The sequence below is a fragment of the Streptomyces sp. NPDC002206 genome (genome assembly GCF_053593595.1).
The window spans coordinates 17,843-33,591 of the sequence record NZ_JBSFCW010000048.1 but is presented as its reverse complement, the minus strand read 5'-3'; the positions used below and the strand labels follow the sequence as shown (position 1 = coordinate 33,591).

General features: G+C 68.1%; 9 protein-coding genes and 4 pseudogenes. 4 read left to right on the top strand and 9 right to left on the bottom strand.

Annotated features, from left to right (window positions below; translation table 11 throughout):
• Positions 1-874 precede the first annotated feature (874 nt).
• The 3 genes and pseudogenes from ACWCP8_RS38140 to ACWCP8_RS38130 form a co-directional block, all read left to right on the top strand.
• Positions 875-1,699, top strand: a complete 825-nt coding sequence (locus ACWCP8_RS38140; protein ID WP_451121004.1) for an N-formylglutamate amidohydrolase — start codon at positions 875-877, stop codon at positions 1,697-1,699.
• Positions 1,700-1,810: 111 nt separating this feature from the next.
• On the top strand, positions 1,811-2,488 hold the full coding sequence (locus ACWCP8_RS38135) for a DUF899 family protein (RefSeq protein WP_451121002.1): 678 nt from the start codon (positions 1,811-1,813) through the stop codon (positions 2,486-2,488).
• 139 nt (positions 2,489-2,627) lie between these two features.
• Positions 2,628-2,893, top strand: a pseudogene (locus tag ACWCP8_RS38130) (IS1380 family transposase); the annotation flags it as partial.
• Positions 2,894-3,009: 116 nt separating this feature from the next.
• Here ACWCP8_RS38130 and ACWCP8_RS38125 read toward each other — a convergent pair.
• The 9 genes and pseudogenes from ACWCP8_RS38125 to ACWCP8_RS38085 all read right to left on the bottom strand — a co-directional run bounded on the left by ACWCP8_RS38125 (position 3,010) and on the right by ACWCP8_RS38085 (position 12,642).
• Entirely contained in the window at positions 3,010-3,666 is a 657-nt protein-coding gene (locus ACWCP8_RS38125; protein ID WP_451121000.1) for a contact-dependent growth inhibition system immunity protein, read from the bottom strand.
• Positions 3,667-3,679: 13 nt separating this feature from the next.
• On the bottom strand, positions 3,680-3,979 hold the full coding sequence (locus tag ACWCP8_RS38120) for an RNase A-like domain-containing protein (protein WP_451120998.1): 300 nt from the start codon (positions 3,977-3,979) through the stop codon (positions 3,680-3,682).
• A 60-nt stretch (positions 3,980-4,039) separates the two neighbouring features.
• Positions 4,040-4,600: a hypothetical protein gene (locus ACWCP8_RS38115; protein ID WP_451120996.1), complete on the bottom strand. Its 561-nt coding sequence runs from the start codon at positions 4,598-4,600 to the stop codon at positions 4,040-4,042.
• Positions 4,601-4,627: 27 nt separating this feature from the next.
• On the bottom strand, positions 4,628-4,792 hold the full coding sequence (locus ACWCP8_RS38110) for a hypothetical protein (protein ID WP_451120994.1): 165 nt from the start codon (positions 4,790-4,792) through the stop codon (positions 4,628-4,630).
• Between the two features lie 297 nt (positions 4,793-5,089).
• The gene (locus ACWCP8_RS38105; RefSeq protein WP_451120992.1) at positions 5,090-6,763 is read right to left on the bottom strand and encodes an SWIM zinc finger family protein; all 1,674 of its coding nucleotides are present in this window, start codon (positions 6,761-6,763) and stop codon (positions 5,090-5,092) included.
• Positions 6,764-7,336: 573 nt separating this feature from the next.
• Positions 7,337-8,470 (bottom strand): annotated as a pseudogene (locus ACWCP8_RS38100) (family 16 glycoside hydrolase); the annotation flags it as partial.
• A 9-nt stretch (positions 8,471-8,479) separates the two neighbouring features.
• Positions 8,480-10,429: pseudogene (locus ACWCP8_RS38095) on the bottom strand (ThuA domain-containing protein); the annotation flags it as partial.
• A 3-nt stretch (positions 10,430-10,432) separates the two neighbouring features.
• Positions 10,433-11,380: pseudogene (locus tag ACWCP8_RS38090) on the bottom strand (ThuA domain-containing protein); the annotation flags it as partial.
• 284 nt (positions 11,381-11,664) lie between these two features.
• The gene (locus ACWCP8_RS38085; RefSeq protein WP_352271104.1) at positions 11,665-12,642 is read right to left on the bottom strand and encodes a multicopper oxidase domain-containing protein; all 978 of its coding nucleotides are present in this window, start codon (positions 12,640-12,642) and stop codon (positions 11,665-11,667) included.
• 766 nt (positions 12,643-13,408) lie between these two features.
• Between ACWCP8_RS38085 and ACWCP8_RS38080 the strand changes: the two genes are divergently transcribed.
• Positions 13,409-15,520, top strand: coding sequence for an OmpL47-type beta-barrel domain-containing protein (locus ACWCP8_RS38080; protein WP_451120989.1), 2,112 nt, complete (start codon positions 13,409-13,411; stop codon positions 15,518-15,520).
• The last annotated feature ends 229 nt before the right edge of the window (positions 15,521-15,749 follow it).

Below are 15,749 nucleotides of genomic sequence, written 5' to 3'. Positions count from 1 at the left end.
GGAAGGGAATCCCGGGTCAATGCCCACCTCTTACTACTGCGATTAGTGCCGGGTGCGAGAAATGATGGAATAAGTGGCTTCGCGGCCGGAGAACGAGCCTCGATGGTCTACTATTCGGCTTCGGAGTGACGCCCGTCATATGGCCCACCCCACACGGCAAATGCCTCAAATCTGCACAAGAGTGACGCAGGTCATGTGGCCTGCGTCATATTGAAGGCACCTAATTCGCTCAACGTAATTCAATAAATACACTCCGCATTCATGGTGGGGTGGTGGAATATCGGCGCACGTCGACGGGGAATCCTGGCCGGTGATCGAGGCCGATGACCGGGGCCTGAGGGGTCTGCCGACGGTACGTGCCGGGGCTGATTCAGCGCGGCACGGCCGCGTGAATGTGCCGACTACCGGGCGGGGCTCCCGCCGACGGTCGTGAGGCATGGGTGAATGGACCTCCGCACGCTGATCAGCGGGCGGGATCCTCCTCCGCCGCCTGCGGATCGGCGCCCCGGCAGGGTGGCCCGGCCTCACGGTGCGGGCTGTGGACGACCGCCCACGAACAACACCGGGTGCGCCGGGCCGGGAAGGGTCACCGGGATGGACCGGCTACGCGCCAGGGCATGGGGAGTGTGTATTCCCATCCGGGCTGCCACGGGGCCGAGGCCTCGACGAGGGCTTGCCAGTGGGCGCCGGTGAGCAGACAGTCCAGCGAGGGGACGTCCGTCGGATCGGGGGACCTCTCCGTCTCCGGCAAGCCCCACAACGCCCTACGCCCTACGCCCTTGGCAGATAATCGCGTAGCGGGGCGGGAGACTGCACGACCGGCCCTCCACCCCGACCATGTCCCGGACCTGCGCCACCCCGAAGGAACCTCTCCATGGGCCACACCCTCCCGCCGTTCCACCTCCTGCCCGGCTCACCCGCGTCACCGGTCCTGCTGCACGTACCTCACTCGGCACGTGTCGTCCCCGATCACGTACGCGCCGGAATCAAGCTGGACGACGAGGCTCTGGATCTCGAACTCGACCACGTCACGGACTCCCACACGGCCGAGCTGGCTGCCGAGGCGGCTACGGCCGCGCCTCTCACGCCGTGGCGATTCGTCAACGGTCTGTCGCGACTCGTCATCGATCCTGAACGGTTCCCGGACGATCGCGAGGAGATGCTGGCCGTCGGCATGGGCGCGGTCTACACGCAGACCACGCACCGCGAGCCGCTTCGCTCATCGGACGTGGATCCGCAGCCGTTGATCGACCGCTACTTCCACCCGTACGCGGCAGCAATGACCGCCGCTGTCGACGAACGCCTGGCGGCCACCGGACGCGCGGTCGTCATCGACGTCCACTCCTATCCGTCGGCTCCGCTTCCCTACGAACTCCACGGCACCGGACCACGCCCACCGATCTGCCTCGGCACCGACGCCTTCCACACACCGCCGGACCTGCTGGCCCAGGCCGAGGAGGCGTTCGCCGGGTTCGGGGGCACGGGCATCAACAGCCCCTTCGCCGGTACGTACGTGCCGCTGAAGCATTACGGCGTGGACCCGCGTGTCAGCGCGCTGATGATCGAGATCCGCCGGGACTTGTACATGCCCGAGCCGGGAGGCCCCGCCCACCCCACCGGATCGACCGCGCTGGCGTCGGCGCTGGCCGCCCTGGTCGGCGCGCTGTCCGGTGCGAGCGGACAAGGTTCACGGGCGTGACACCCGGCCCATGCTTCTCACTACAACACTGCCACCTCGCGAGCCCCCGTGCGGCACCAGACAATGGTGATCAGGGCGTCAGCTCCGTGCCGGTCCCTCGAGGAGGTAGCGATGCGTCTGACCAATCTCATCGGGGAGTCGGCCGAACACGTCAGCGCCCGCGAGGAGCTGCGCCTGGCCGAGATCGAGCTGATGCGCCACCGCGAACGCGTCGCCGACCTGCGCCGCCGACTGCCGCTGGGGCCCGTCGTCGACTACGCGTTCGAGGAAGGTCCCGCGGATCTCCACGCAGACGATGTGCCGGTGCAGACCGTGCGACTGAGCGAGCTATTCACCCAGCCCGGGCGCGACCTCGTCGTCTATCACTTCATGTACGGCAAGCGGCAGACGCAACCCTGTCCCATGTGCACGATGTGGATCGACGGGTTCAACGGAATCGCCCACCACGTCGCGCAGAACGTCGACTTCGCGATTGTCGCCGCGGCCGACCTGCCCGCACTCCGCGCGCACGCACGGGACCGGCAGTGGGAGAACCTGCGGTTGCTCAGCGCCGGGGCCGGCACCTTCAAATACGACCTCGGCAGCGAGGACGCCGAGGGCAACCAGGACTCGACGGTGTCGGTGTTCACCCGCGACGGCAACGGCTCGGTACGCCACTTCTACTCGGCACACCCCCGGATGTCCGACGACATCGACCAGCGCGGCATCGACCTGCTCAGCCCGGTGTGGCACATCCTCGACCTCACCCGCCAAGGCCGGGACAACTGGTTCGCAGAACTGAGCTACTAGCCGGAAGCACGCAAGTACCTTCTGAGTTGGGACGATGAACCTTGTCTAGGGTTCTCTCGGTCCAGGTGGACGGCAATTTCTACGTGCAGGGTCGGTTCTCGTCCCAAGCTCCATAGCTCCATGTCTCCGCTGACGGGTCGGGGTTGTGGGGCATGCCGGGGCACAGTTGCTCGCGGATCTCGCTGATGTCACTGGGCTGACCGCCGCGTATTCCGCCACGATCAGGCCGCTTCGGCCGCGCGGCACTGGTCATGTCCCGGGCCGGATCGCCACGGATCTCGCGGTGATGCTCGCCGATGGCGCTGAGGCCATCACGGATCTGCCCGTGCTGGAGGACCATGCGGGGTGTTCGGCCTGGTCGCCTACACGCCCACGGCAGCGTTCTTGTCGATTCGGTGGAGGTTGTGCTTCCGAGGCTCCGGCGTTGCGTCCGCCGACCCTGGTCGGTCTGGACGACGGTGAAGTCCCAGGTCGCTGGCATGGGACTTCGTGCACGAGTGGATGGCAGCCTCAAGGCCGGGTCAGATGCTGGACAGCGTCGTCGCCAGCGACTGGAACCAGGCGCCGTGGGAGAACGGCTCGGGCGGGCCGACCTCCATGCCGAGTTCGGCGGCCGCCAAGGCGTAGTCCCCCTCGTCCAGGGGGAGGGCGAGCAGCTCGTGGAGTTCGCCCACAAGGCGCGCGACCAGTTGGGGGTCGGTGGTGGCGGCGTAGTCGGCGACGGCGGCGTCGTGGTCGGGGAATTCGTCGACGATGTCCTGCGAGAACCAGCCGCCGAGCAGTTGCGCGGTCTCCGGGAAGCGCGCGTGCCACTCCCAGTGCGTCTGCGGCGACGACGGTTCCGGGACGTCACCTTCCTCGATGCTCTTCTTCAGGTGGTCGGCCAGCACCATCAGCCATCCGCCGATCTCCGACTGGGGCATCCCGGTGTCCGGGATCGCGTAGAACTCGCCCAGGCTCTGCCGGATGCGGCCCGGAGGGTTGCGGCTGTACTCGCGCAGCTGGCGCTCCGCCTCCGCGATGGCCGAGGGACGGGTGTGCCAGGTGTGACGAAGGTACGCGTCCAGCGCACGACTGCGCCGCTCCGGGGTGTCGTCGGCCGGCTGCCCCAGGTACGCGCGCATCACCTGGTCCAGCTCGCCGTACCGGCGGTCGTGTTCGAGGGGCTTCATGGACATGTACGTGCGACCCCTACAGGTAGAACGGGACGGTCGTGTGGACGACGAAACCGTGCGGGCTCGACGGCTCGCGGCGCAGCACCACGCGCGCCGCGCGGACATCGACGGGCCCGCGCCCGGCCAGCAGATCGGCTTCCAGCTGGGCCCGGCCCACGGGCTCCTCGCGGGAGGGCCAGGCGGCCTCAACGGTAAGGCGGGCGCGGGTGTTCTGGGCCAGCCAGCGGTGGATGACCTGCTCGTTGGCAGTCACCACCTGCTGGGTGGCCCATTGGGCGGTCTCCCGGTCGGGATAGGAAGCGGAACGGGTCAACACGGGGGCATCCTCTCAAATCACCTGCTCAGGAACTGCACTCGTACGGGGCAGGCAGGCGGATCAGTAGTCGGAGAAGTTCCAGAACATGCCCACCTCGGTGTTCGAGACGACGATCAGGCCGCAGTCCTCCGAGTACACGCTCAGCGGGTTGTACGCCCAACTCGACGTAGTGAAGTCGAGCGTGCCGCGCACGTGGCCGGGCATGTTGATGTTGGTGTGATAGCTGGCCCCGTCCCCGTAGCGCGCCAGGATCGTGCACGCCATCGCCCGCAGTTCCTCTTCACCTTCCGTGAAGCGCCTCAGGTTGGACAGGGTGCAGCGGTCGTCCGTGAGGGCAAGGAGCAGGTTCTCGGCGCTGTCCCGGTCGATCTCCTGGAGACGCCTCGCGATGTACTCCGGGGGGTGGGCGACGAAGGGGTACGTGGGGGACGCCTCGCGCTCCGGGTTCTGGGCCGCGTCGTCGAGACCGGCCCAGCCGCGGGGGTCTGGGACCCGTGCCATCAGGGCGAGGACGTCGAGGACCCAGTTCTCGTGGCGGCGTGGGCCCGTGGCGTCGTACGGGTACGCATCCTCGTACAGGTGGCGTACCGCGGCTTCCCAGGACTTCTGGTCGACGGGCATGTGGTGCTGGCCTTTCTCGGCGGAGCGCTAAGGCTTGTAGGGCATCGACGTCATGACCGTGAACGGCGGGTTGCGGCTGCTGTCGTACCGGATCCGCGTGTCGATGCCGTTCACGTCGTACCCCTTGGCGTTCAGACCGCCCTGCTTGTACCCGGACAGCGTGTCGTTCGGGTCTACCGGTTGCTTGCTCACGCTGCGGCCACTGGTCTCGCCGTTGGGCGCCGTCGAGTGGAACGGCTCGACAGCGCCGTCAGCCGCGGCAGGTTCGTCGTTCGCGGCCGGGTGAACGCCCTGGCGCAGGAACGCGAGGACGCCTGACGGCCCTCGGTACCGGCGACGGCCCTCGCGGAAGGCTTCCTTCCGCGGGGCCCGTTCCCGTGCCCCCGGCCACCGAGCCGGGCGGGGTCGCCACCCGGATCGTGCCGTCCGGACCGACTGTGACGTCCCGTGATCTCTGTCGCAGGGAGTTCTACGTCTTCCCCGTCGGCTTCACAGGCCGTGTCGGTCGAGGAGCCGCATCAGATTCCGCTTGCGCTTCTGACCGGCGCGCACGGTGGCGAGGTGCGCGGTGAAATCGTCCGGGGTACCCAGGAGGCGGTGGCAGTCGCGCATGCTCAGGAGCAGGCGGGTCAGCTGCTCGTAGACCGCGTTGCCGGTCTGCTTCTCGAGGGGTCCGGCCAGGCGCCGGTAGACGCGCAGCGCGTCGGCCGGGCGGATGGGGCGGGCCTCGTCGGCGAGGGTGAGCCACTGCCGGTCGTCGGCGCCGGTCGTAGTGGCGGCCTGCCAGGCGGCATCGATGTCCTTGTCGTCGAGCAGAGCGTCGATCAGGACCGGGCCGCCGTACCGGCCCCGCTCGCGCTGTGCCGTGTCGGCGCGCAGCAGCGCCAAGGCCTCCCCGCGCTCGGCCTCCCAGCAGTCGGCCGCCAGTGCTGCCGTGCGCAGCTGCTGGTACGCAGCAAGGGATCGGCGGGCGGCGAAGTGGGTGCGGCGAAGGGCGACGGCGTCGGGGAGCCGGTCCGAGCGTGTGTAGCGGTCGCAGAGGTAGTCGACCAGGCCGATGGCGGGGGTGGTGGTGTCGGAAGCTTCGCCTATACCGCGCTCCGCCCAGCGCAGCGCGTCGCCGGGGCGGCCGGCGGTGTCCAGTTCGCGGGCGATGACCAGATGGGTGCTGCCGTCGCGGGCGAGGTCGGCCGCATGCACGGCGATCACCGCGTCCACATCGCCCGCCGCCTTGGCCAAATGCTCCATCAGGTACTTCTCCGCCCAGCCTGTGCGGTGGCCGCGCCATGCTTCGAGCGCCAGCTCCCTTACGGTGGCCAGTCCCTGTTCGCCGAGGACGTCCGCGTAATCGAGCGGGTCGATGTCGGTCAGGTCGTCCAGGTCGCCGAGCACATGGCCGACCAGCCACCGCGCGGTCTCGTCCGGATCAGGGCGTGCCACGCGGCACGCGTCAAGATGAGCTTCGGCCAGAGCGGCCCCGACCCTGCCCAGGTCTCCGTCGGAGTCGTCGATCGCGTCCTGCACCTCGCTCAGCAGCCGCATCGCCTCCCGGGACAGGGAGATCGCGTCCGCGGCCCGCCCGGTGGCGGTCAGGGCGGCGATGGCGGAAGCCGCCTGCGCGGCCTGTTCGCCATAGGCGCGGGCATCGGCGTACTCGACGTATCCGTACCGCGCGAAGCGGCCGACGTCGAAGAGTTCGCGCATCCGGGAACGGACTTCGGCGAGGTCTCCGCGGGCGCTCGCCGCACGCAACTCCAAGCGCCGGCGCACCTGCCGGTCCTCGGCGATCTGCTCCCGTACGAGCGCGAGCAAGTCGTCCCTGGAGAGCGCGGCCAGCCACGCGTCCAGGTCCTGAGCGCGGTTCCGGGCCCCGGTACGCTGCCCCGGCAGGCTCTCCGACCGCGCGAGCGCGGTCAGGCCGAGCGCAACCAGGTGCTTGCAGAAATTGCCGTCCAATCCGTGCGGGCAGTCGCACTCCCCGGCGAGCCCTTCAGGCTCGTCGAGTGACAACTCAACCTCGTAGGCGTCCGTCCCGTGGACCGTGGCGGTGACCCAGCCGTCGCCGACCTCCAGGGCGGTCACGGCGTCCAGATAGCCCTGGCCCCGCTCGAAAGAACGCGGCCCGGCCAATGCCCGCAGATCCGTCTCGGTGAACCCATCCATGATCTCCCCGCCTATGCCTTCCCACCTCGGTCCCTGAACCTACGCCCCTCATGCTGCTTGCTGGAGGCATGGTTCCGTGGCCGACCTGCAGCTCGCGCGAAAAGTCGAGGGCGCTTCGCATCCCTCACGCGCCGGCACGGCATCATCGCCGCCAGGCGCTCGCTGCGTCAGCGGCATGTCGTACCCGTACGAGACGGTCGCTCCTACGCTGCGCCTGGACATGAAAAAAGGGTTGCAACCGTTGAGTCACAACCCGCCTGGTGCTGCGTCTGCGGTCCGCGGACGAAGTCGCCCTGGTGGCACCGCCGCTGCCGAACGGAGACGACGCGGTGCTGATGGCGGTGCGACCGCACCGGCCCGCGCTGAAGGTGATCGAGACGTTCCCGACCCATACGGGGTATCCGCGTGGGCGGGTGTCCCCGGCGGGCCGGCGGCGGTGGGGAAGGCGGAGCAGTGGAACGCTGCCTCCGGGGCTGCGGGGCTGACGAGCGAGCCGGCCCGGCGACGGCCCGCATGCTGGGAAGAGCCGGGCCCGGGGCTGTTGCCCCGAGCCCGGCACCGGCCGCTGTGCGACTACAGGTTCCGCACCCGGATGTTGCGGAACTCGATCAGGTCGTTGTTGCTGTGGTTCTGCAACCCCACGTACCCGCTGAGGAACTGACGCAGGTCCGTGGGCGGGTCACCCGCCCGGGACGACGACTTGCCGGGCGTGTTGTCGAACTCGTTGATCACCACGCCGTTGCGGATGATCGTGTAGTGCTGCCCGACCGCGCGGATCTCATAGTCGTTCCACTGGCCCTTGGGGGTCACCCCCGCCTTGTCCAGGTCCACCGGCTTGAAGTTGTACACCGAGCCGGTTTTCTGGACCTCGCCCGTGGTCCCGTCGTAGATCTGGATCTCCTGACCGCAGTAGATCGCGAGCCACTCGGGGGCGGTGCGAGCCGAACCGACCGTCCCGCAGCTGCCGGCCGGACGGTCGGCCAGCGGCGTCCGCGGGTCCGGGAACCGGATGAAGACACCGCTGTTGGCGTTGCCGTTACCCGGAGCCATGTCCCGGAACTGGAGCCTGACCGAGAAGTCTCCGAGTTCCTGCTTGGCGTACCACAGCATGCCCAGGCCGCCTGAGCCGCGGATGGTGCCGTCGGGCTGGAGGGAGAACTTCCCGGGGCCGGCCTGCCGCCAGTCGGCGAGGCTCGCCGCGGTCCCGTCGAAGAGGGGCTGGTACCCGGCGACCTTGCCGATCTTGCTCTGCGCCGCCGCCTTGCTGATCGCCGCCGACTCGCGGTTGTCGAGGACGTCCTCCTTGCGGAGGTCGTTGACCACGGCGTTGACGTGGCTGACGAACTCGCCGTGGTTCGGCCAGGACGCCTCGTCGTCGATCAGGTCGTTGACGGTGCAGCCGCCGCCCGCGCGGTGGTTGGCCACGCCGGTGTCGGTGTCGAGCAGCTTGACGGTCGGACGGGCGTCGGGCGCGGGGCAGCCGGCCTCGGCGTCGAACGTCGCGGTGGCCTTCTCGCCGTCGGCGTAGGTGACCGTCAGCTTCGCGTGGTACGTGCCGTAGTCGGCGTAGGTGTGCGTGGGGTTGGCCTCGTGCGACGGCGCGCTGCCGTCACCGAAGTCCCACTCCCAGGCCACACCGCCGACCTTGGCACCGGAGAACGCCACCGTCTTGGGCTTGCTCTGGGTGATGACGCGCGCCCCGGCGTCCTGCGGGTTCGGGGTGGCCGGGCCACCGTGGTAGGAGATGCGGATGAGCTTCTGATTGGAGTGCAGGCTGAAGAAGCCGCCCGCGTAGTCGAGCATGTACAGCGCACCGTCGGGACCGAACTTGGCGTCCATCCAGCTCTGCAGCTGGGTGGAGCCGTTGCCGGGCGCGATGATGCTGCGCAGGTCCTCGCCGAAGGCCGGCGCGCCCGCGTCCTTGACCTGGTCGGGGTCGACGGTCACCGCGACCCGGTTGTTGGAGTTGGACTCGTCACCGATGAACCACTTGTCCTCCCAGTACGCCGGCCAGGCGGCACCGCTCTTGGTGTCCACCTGGGAGCGGTGGTAGGTCGGACCGGACATGATGGCCTGGCCGCCACCCTTGAGGTACGGCTCGGTGTAGGTGGCGTCGCTCTCGACGTAGGTCGGCAGGCCGCTGCCGTCGGAGCGCTTGGGGTAGACCGGGCCGCCGCCCTGGGGCGAGTACCAGATCATGTTGTCGCGGGCCGGCGGGATGTCCACCAGGCCGGTGTTGCGCGGCGACTCGTTCTTGAGGTGGTCGCAGTCGTACCAGCCGGTGAGGACACTGGCGTCGGTGTTGCTGCGGTCACGGTACGGCTGCTTGTTGCCCATGCAGTACGGCCAGCCCTGGTTGCCCGCGGAGGTGATGATCGTGGCCGTCTCGTACTTGGCCGGGCCCAGCTCGGGGCTCGGCGCTCCCGCGTCCGGCCCGACCCAGCCGGCGTTCAGCCAGTTGTGCACCGGGTCGACGGAGAGCCGGGCGATGTTGCGGACACCCATCACGTAGATCTCGGGGCGGGTCTTGGCCGTACCCGGCGGGAAGAGGTTGCCCTTGGGGATGGTGTAGGTGCCGTCGGGCTCGGGGTGGATGCGGATGATCTTGCCGTTGAGGTCGTTGGTGTTGCCGGCGGTGCGGCGGGCGTCCTGGAAGGAGACACCCTTGTAGTCCTGGGTCCAGTTGTTCCCGGAGTAGCCGCTGGAGCCGCCGGAGGAGTTGCTGTCACCGGAGCCGATGTAGAGGTTGCCGTCCTTGTCGAAGGACATGCCGCCGCCGGCGTGGCAGCAGCTGTGGATCTGGGTGTCCCAGTGCAGCAGGTCCTTACGGGTGCCCTGGTCGATGGACTCGGTCGCGAAGTCGTAGGTGAGCCGGGAGACCGTCCGCTGGCCGATCCGCTTGTCGCGGTCGATCGACTCGTGCGGCATCCAGTAGATGTAGATCCACCCGTTCTTCTCGAACTTCGGGTCGAGGGTGACGCCGACGAGGCCTTCCTCATTCTTGACCAGCTCGTCACCGCTGCCCCGGTTGCCCATCACATCGAGTGTGGTGAGCAGTTTGACCTTCTTGGTCTTCGGGTCCCACTGGTGGATGGTGCCGCAGCCCAGGCCGACCTTGGGGTTGTTCCAGTCGGCGATCGCGCCGGACGGGCAGGCGGCCTTGCCGATGTAGAAGGCCTTGCCGTCGGGAGCCATGGTCAGACCGTGCGGCTCACCGATCTGGTCGAGCTGCCCCGCCTGGTTCTGGGCGGTCAGCCGCTCGGTCGTGTAGTTGGACGCGATGGTCGCCTGACAGTCACCGCGGACCATGCCGGTGGTCCACTCGATGGCGCCGAGGAGGTGGCTCTGGAACTTCGTGTCGGTGGTGTAGCTCTCCTCGGTGCGGCCCATGCCGGTGTAGAAGGACCGACCGCCGTCGTAGTCCCGGCACCACGAGATCGGGTGGAACGGGCCGTTGGCGCTGAGCCCCGGCTTGTACTTCCCCTCCTCGACCTGGGCAATGGTGTGGACCTTGCCGATCGGGTTGGGGTCCCAGTTGATCCACTGGTCGGAGCGGGTCCAGTTGAGCGGAAGTCCCTCGTTGGCAGGGTGCTGACGGTCCGTCACATCAACGACGGCCTGCTGGACCTTGGAGTCCTGCGGGGGCGTCGGCTTGGCGCTGAAGAGCCGCAGCTCGGCCAGCTGCGTCAGCGGCTCACCGCTGTTCGCGGTGATGTCCAGCCGGTAGTGCTGGTAGGCCGTGCTGTTGGTGAACTGGAACTGCCTGGTCTGGAAACGCGACGAGAAGGTCTCGCCGGTCCGGGTGTCCAGGGTCTTCCAGGTCTCGCCGTCCTCCGAGCCCTGCAGCTTCCAGTCCTTCGGGTCCCGTCCCGAGGAGTCGTTGGCGGAGGTCAACGCGTAGTTGACCACCGCGACGGGCTTGTCCAGCTTCATGGTGACCCAGCCGGTCGGCGTACGGGCCAGCCACTTGGTGTCGTTCTTGCCGTCGAACAGCTTGTCCTTGGTCTCGTTCGGCGGGTTGTCCCCGTTGACCGCGCTCTCGACGACCTTCTCGGGGTCGGGGAGGCCCAGGGCAGGGCGGGTGCCGATCAGCCCGGTGAACCAGGAGGAGTCGGACTGGGCCCGGGCGGCGTCGTGGACGCCGACGAAGCCGCCGCCGTTGTTGATGTACGACTGGAACGCGGCTTCCTGCTCGGCGTTGAGCGTCACGCCGTCGGCCGACAGGAACACCACCCCTCGATACTTGGCGAGGTCGGCGGTGTTGAACACGCTCGCGTCCTCGGACTCGACGACCTTGAACCCGTTCTTCTCGCCGAGGTTCTCGATCGCCGCCGTGGCCTTGTTGACGGGGTCGTCCTGCTTGGCGGCCGGTCCGTGGAAGACCAGGACGTTCACCCGGGTGTCGGTGGCGGCGCCCTGGTCCTGACTGACGCTTTCGACGGGCGGCTGCGCCTGTGCCTGCACGGCCGGCAGCCCGGACAGCCCCACCGTCAGTGCAGCGCTCGACAGCAGAACGACCGCGCGGCGCCAGGGCCACGCGTGACGAGTGATCCGCGCAGGACGGGACGGCGGTGATCCGCTTCGTCTCGACAGGGCGAACCGGTCTCTCTTGCCCATGTGTGCTCCTTGACTCGATCCGGAAACGGAAGAGTGATCAGGGGATGGAGCGAGGGCTGCCGCAGGGGCCCCGCCCGGCATGCGCCGGGCGCGACGGCTTTCGGCGGGCGGTCACGCTGCCCGGGAAGGACGAGGTGCCGGAGCAGGGAGGTCAGGTTCGCCTCCGGTCCTGGCGGGCGAGGACCGACCGGCGGCAGGTTGGTACACGCCCGTCAGGCCGTCAGGCAGGCCTGACGGGCGTGGCTTCGGGGGCGGAGCCCGCATCGGGACCCCGCCGCTGCCTTCTAGTGGTGGGGCATGCCGCCGGGGACCGTGCCGTCGGCCTCGGTCACGAGGAAGATCCCGGCCATGCCCATGTCCGCGTGACTCTGGACGTGACAGTGGTACATCCAGGCACCTGCGCCGACCCGGGCACCCGCGATCACCTGGAACCCGAAGGAGTCCGCGGGGCCGACGGTCTTGGTGTCGATGACCCGGCTCACGTCCTGCGGACCCTGCAGGATCCCGGTGCGGTTGTCCACCCAGCGGTGGCCGTGCACATGGAAGGTGTGGAAGAAATCCCCGTGGGTGATGACGATGAACTCCACCCGCTCGCCGCGGACGGCCGTGAAGGTGGGGGTGTCGTGGTGGGCCTTGTTGTTGATCGTCATGTCGTTGAACACGACCGTGAACTGCTTGTCGGGCAGCACGTCGCCCTTGCGGCGCACGATCACGGGGCCGTACAGGCCCTTCTTGAGGCCACCCGTGCCGTGTTCGGTCCCCACGTTGTGATCGTGATAGTGCCAGTAGCCGGCGCTGCCGGCCTCCCACGTCCCGTCGTGGTTCGGTCCCGGGGCGTGGGTGCGCCAGACGTAGGTCCGTCGGCCGCCCGGCTCGACAACGCTGTCATTCATCTTGGTGCCGTCGCTGGCGACGTCGTAGTCCACGCCGTGCACGTGCAGACTCGCGGCGACGGCCAGGTTGTTGACGACCTCGATGTGCATCGTGTCGCCCTCGGTCAGCTCGATGAGCGGGCCGGGAATCGACGCCTTACCGGGCTCCAGGCCGTAGCCCATTTCCCCGTTCGGCAGGTTCTCCATGTACAGCGTCAGCTCACGGACGGTGCCCTTGTCGTTTCCTTGACCGCTTCCTGCACCGGGCTTGTCCTTCGGGGCGGCGGCGGAGGCGCCGAGCACCGTGGGCACGACCGCCGCGGCGGCCGCGCCGGTGGCAAACGCTCGCCGGGAGAAGAAGCGTCTCGTGCCTGCGCCTGAGTCGGTCATCGCTCTCCAATCCTCGAAACGCGAAGGTGCCCGAAGGCGTTTCGTGGTCGTGGTGTGAGCCGCCGTCGACGGCAGCTGTCCCGTCACGGCGGTACGCGGTGGTGCGGCGGGCGTTCGGCCCCGCGAGGCAGGCGGGGCGGTCGTCGGACCGAACTCCGGTGGAGACGGTCCGACTTGGCCGGACCCCGGTGGAAGCGGTCCGGCTTGGCTCGATGTGCCGGCTACGGCCGGGATCGGATCGGCTGGGCGAAGGGGATTCGCCTCGGGACCTGGACACCGTAGCGGGCACGCATCCAGTTTTTCCAGACTGAGGTCAAAGTTGGTTGGATTCTCGTCATAGGTCTTGGCGGATCGTCAAAAGACCCGCTAACTTCCCCTCGTTGCCGCATTGAAAGAGGTTGCGTGAACCCCGCCCTCGGGTTCGCGGTACCAGCGGCCTCGCAGCGACAGGGGCGGATGCCGCCTGTGCGTGAGTGACGGCGGCCCTAGCCGTCGTCGCGCGCGGGCGATCAACCGCAGCGCGGCACTCGCCCCGTTCCGCCCAGGGCGCCGGTCCGGTGAGCGGAGTACTCGCGCCTCGAACGCGCTCATCCCGGCGGCTGATTGCCCACCCGGCGGGACCGCGAGTCCTGCGCGGTGCCGCACAAGCGAATTCCCGAAAGGTGCAGCGGTGTTCAGAAGACTGCTCCATGCCCAGACGGATCCGCCCTCCTCAAGATCCGCGCTACGAGACCGATTCAGCGCGCATCCGGCGCTGATGGCGCTGATGGCCGTTGTCTTCACGGCTTTCGCATTGGCCGTTCCGGCCGCATACGCGGCGGTGAATCGCGCGGAGGAGACCGCAGCGACCCAGGTGCTCACCTGGACGGCCGGCAACGATTACATGAGCTACGCATCAGCCCCCGCCACCGCGGTGGCCGGCAAGGCGACCATCGTGTTCGAGAGCAGCGCCGCGACCGGCAACACGTCGGGGTTGTCGCACACCCTGACGTTCGACGCCTCGAACACCGACTACAACAACGACGTCAGCCTCAACATCCTGGCGAGCCCCTTCGACTCCCAGGGAGGCAGGCACACGGCCGAAGTCACCCTCACGCCTGGCGTCTACCGCTACTTCTGCGCGATGCCGGGCCACCAGATGATGACGGGTGAGCTCATCGTCACCGCCGCGCCCGGCGACGACACCACTGCGCCGGACACGTCAGCGACAGTGTCGGGATCGAAGGACTCTGCCGGAAACTACGTCGGCAGCGCGAGCGTAACGCTGACCGCTTCGGACGCGGAGTCCGGTGTGGCCGGAATCGAATACTCCCTCGACGGCGCCTCATACGGCAGCTACACAACGCCAGTTGAGATCAACAGCGTGGGCCGGCACACACTGGCCTACCGAGCGACCGACAAAGCAGGCAACACCTCGCCGGCGAAATCGGTCGACTTCACCGTCGTAGCACCCGAACCACCGAAGGACACCACACCACCCGACACCTCCGCGACAGTGTCCGGAACCAAGGACTCCGCCGGAAACTACGTATCGAGCGCGACCGTCACAGTGACCGCTTCGGACGCGGAGTCCGGTGTGGCCGGAATCGAATACTCCCTCGACGGCGCCTCATACAGTAATTACACAACGCCAGTTGCGGTGAGCAGCGTGGGCCGGCACACACTGACCTACCGAGCGACCGACAAAGCAGGCAACACCTCGCCGGCGAAATCGGTCGACTTCACCGTCGTAGCACCCGAACCACCGAAGGACACCACACCACCCGACACCTCCGCGACAGTGTCCGGAACCAAGGACTCCGCCGGAAACTACGTATCGAGCGCGACCGTCACAGTGACCGCTTCGGACGCCGAGTCCGGTGTGGCCGGAATCGAATACTCCCTCGACGGCGCCTCATACAGTAATTACACAGCGCCAGTTGCGGTGAGCAGCGTGGGCCGGCACACACTGACCTACCGAGCGACCGACAAAGCAGGCAACACCTCGCCGGCGAAATCGGTCGACTTCACCGTCGTAGCACCCGAACCACCGAAGGACACCACACCACCCGACACCTCCGCGACAGTGTCCGGAACCAAGGACTCCGCCGGAAACTACGTATCGAGCGCAACCGTCACAGTAACCGCTTCGGACGCCGACTCCGGCGTGGCCGGAATCGAATACTCCCTCGACGGCGCCTCATACAGTAATTACACAGCGCCAGTTGCGGTGAGGAACGTGGGCCGGCACACGCTGACCTACCGAGCGACCGACAAGGCCGGCAACACCTCGCCGGCGAAATCGGTCGACTTCACCGTGGTGGCGGCTCCGCCCGAGGACAGGACGCCGCCGCAGGTGTCGGCTTCCGTCTCCGGCACGAAGAACGGCTCCGGTGACTACGTCGGCAGTGCGACGGTGACGGTGACGGCCTCGGACACGGGGTCGGGTGTGGCCGGGATCGAGTACTCCCTCGACGGCGGCCCCTACCTGCAGTACTCCGCACCGGTGGTGATCGACAGAGCCGGGAGCCACACCTTGCTCTACCGGGCCACCGACAAGGCCGGCAACACGGCCACGTCGCAGTCGCTGTCCCTCACCATCGCCGACAGCAAGCCGCCGACCAACTGTCCTGAAAGGGACGATCGCTCCACCGTGTTCCTCGGCTCGATCAACACCGGTGTCCCGAACCGCGTCACGACCAACGGCTGCACGGTCAACGAGCTGATCGAGGATCACCGGGCCTGGAACAACCATGGCGCGTTCGTCTCGCACGTCGGGGAGATCGTCACGACGCTGCGGAAGGAAGGGGTCCTCGACCAGCGGGAAGCCGCCCTGATCAAGAAGGCGGCCGGCCAGTCCGACGTCGGCATGCCGCACCACGGTACCGCCGGTCGCTGAGTCACGGCCGGGCGGTGACGCCGCCTGAGCCGTGTGCCTCGGCCGGCTGCGGCAGCGGCCCGCCGAGCGAACCGGACAGCGCACCAAAACCGATGGGGTGGAGAGCTGGACGGCTCCACCCCATCGGGCCTGGCCGCCTCTGCAAGAGCCTGGGCGGCAACGAGACTGTGCTACTCGAACCGGCTTTGTCGATCTGCTGATGAAAGTCGTGTAACTCGGCGCGCAAGTT

Coding starts and splice junctions, on each gene's coding strand:
- ACWCP8_RS38135 (WP_451121002.1), top strand. CDS start 1,811: ATGCGTCTGACCAATCTCATCGGGGAGTCGGCCGAACACGTCAGCGCC.
- ACWCP8_RS38125 (WP_451121000.1), bottom strand. CDS start 3,666: ATGTCCATGAAGCCCCTCGAACACGACCGCCGGTACGGCGAGCTGGAC.
- ACWCP8_RS38140 (WP_451121004.1), top strand. CDS start 875: ATGGGCCACACCCTCCCGCCGTTCCACCTCCTGCCCGGCTCACCCGCG.
- ACWCP8_RS38085 (WP_352271104.1), bottom strand. CDS start 12,642: ATGACCGACTCAGGCGCAGGCACGAGACGCTTCTTCTCCCGGCGAGCG.
- ACWCP8_RS38105 (WP_451120992.1), bottom strand. CDS start 6,763: ATGGATGGGTTCACCGAGACGGATCTGCGGGCATTGGCCGGGCCGCGT.
- ACWCP8_RS38115 (WP_451120996.1), bottom strand. CDS start 4,600: ATGCCCGTCGACCAGAAGTCCTGGGAAGCCGCGGTACGCCACCTGTAC.
- ACWCP8_RS38080 (WP_451120989.1), top strand. CDS start 13,409: ATGGCCGTTGTCTTCACGGCTTTCGCATTGGCCGTTCCGGCCGCATAC.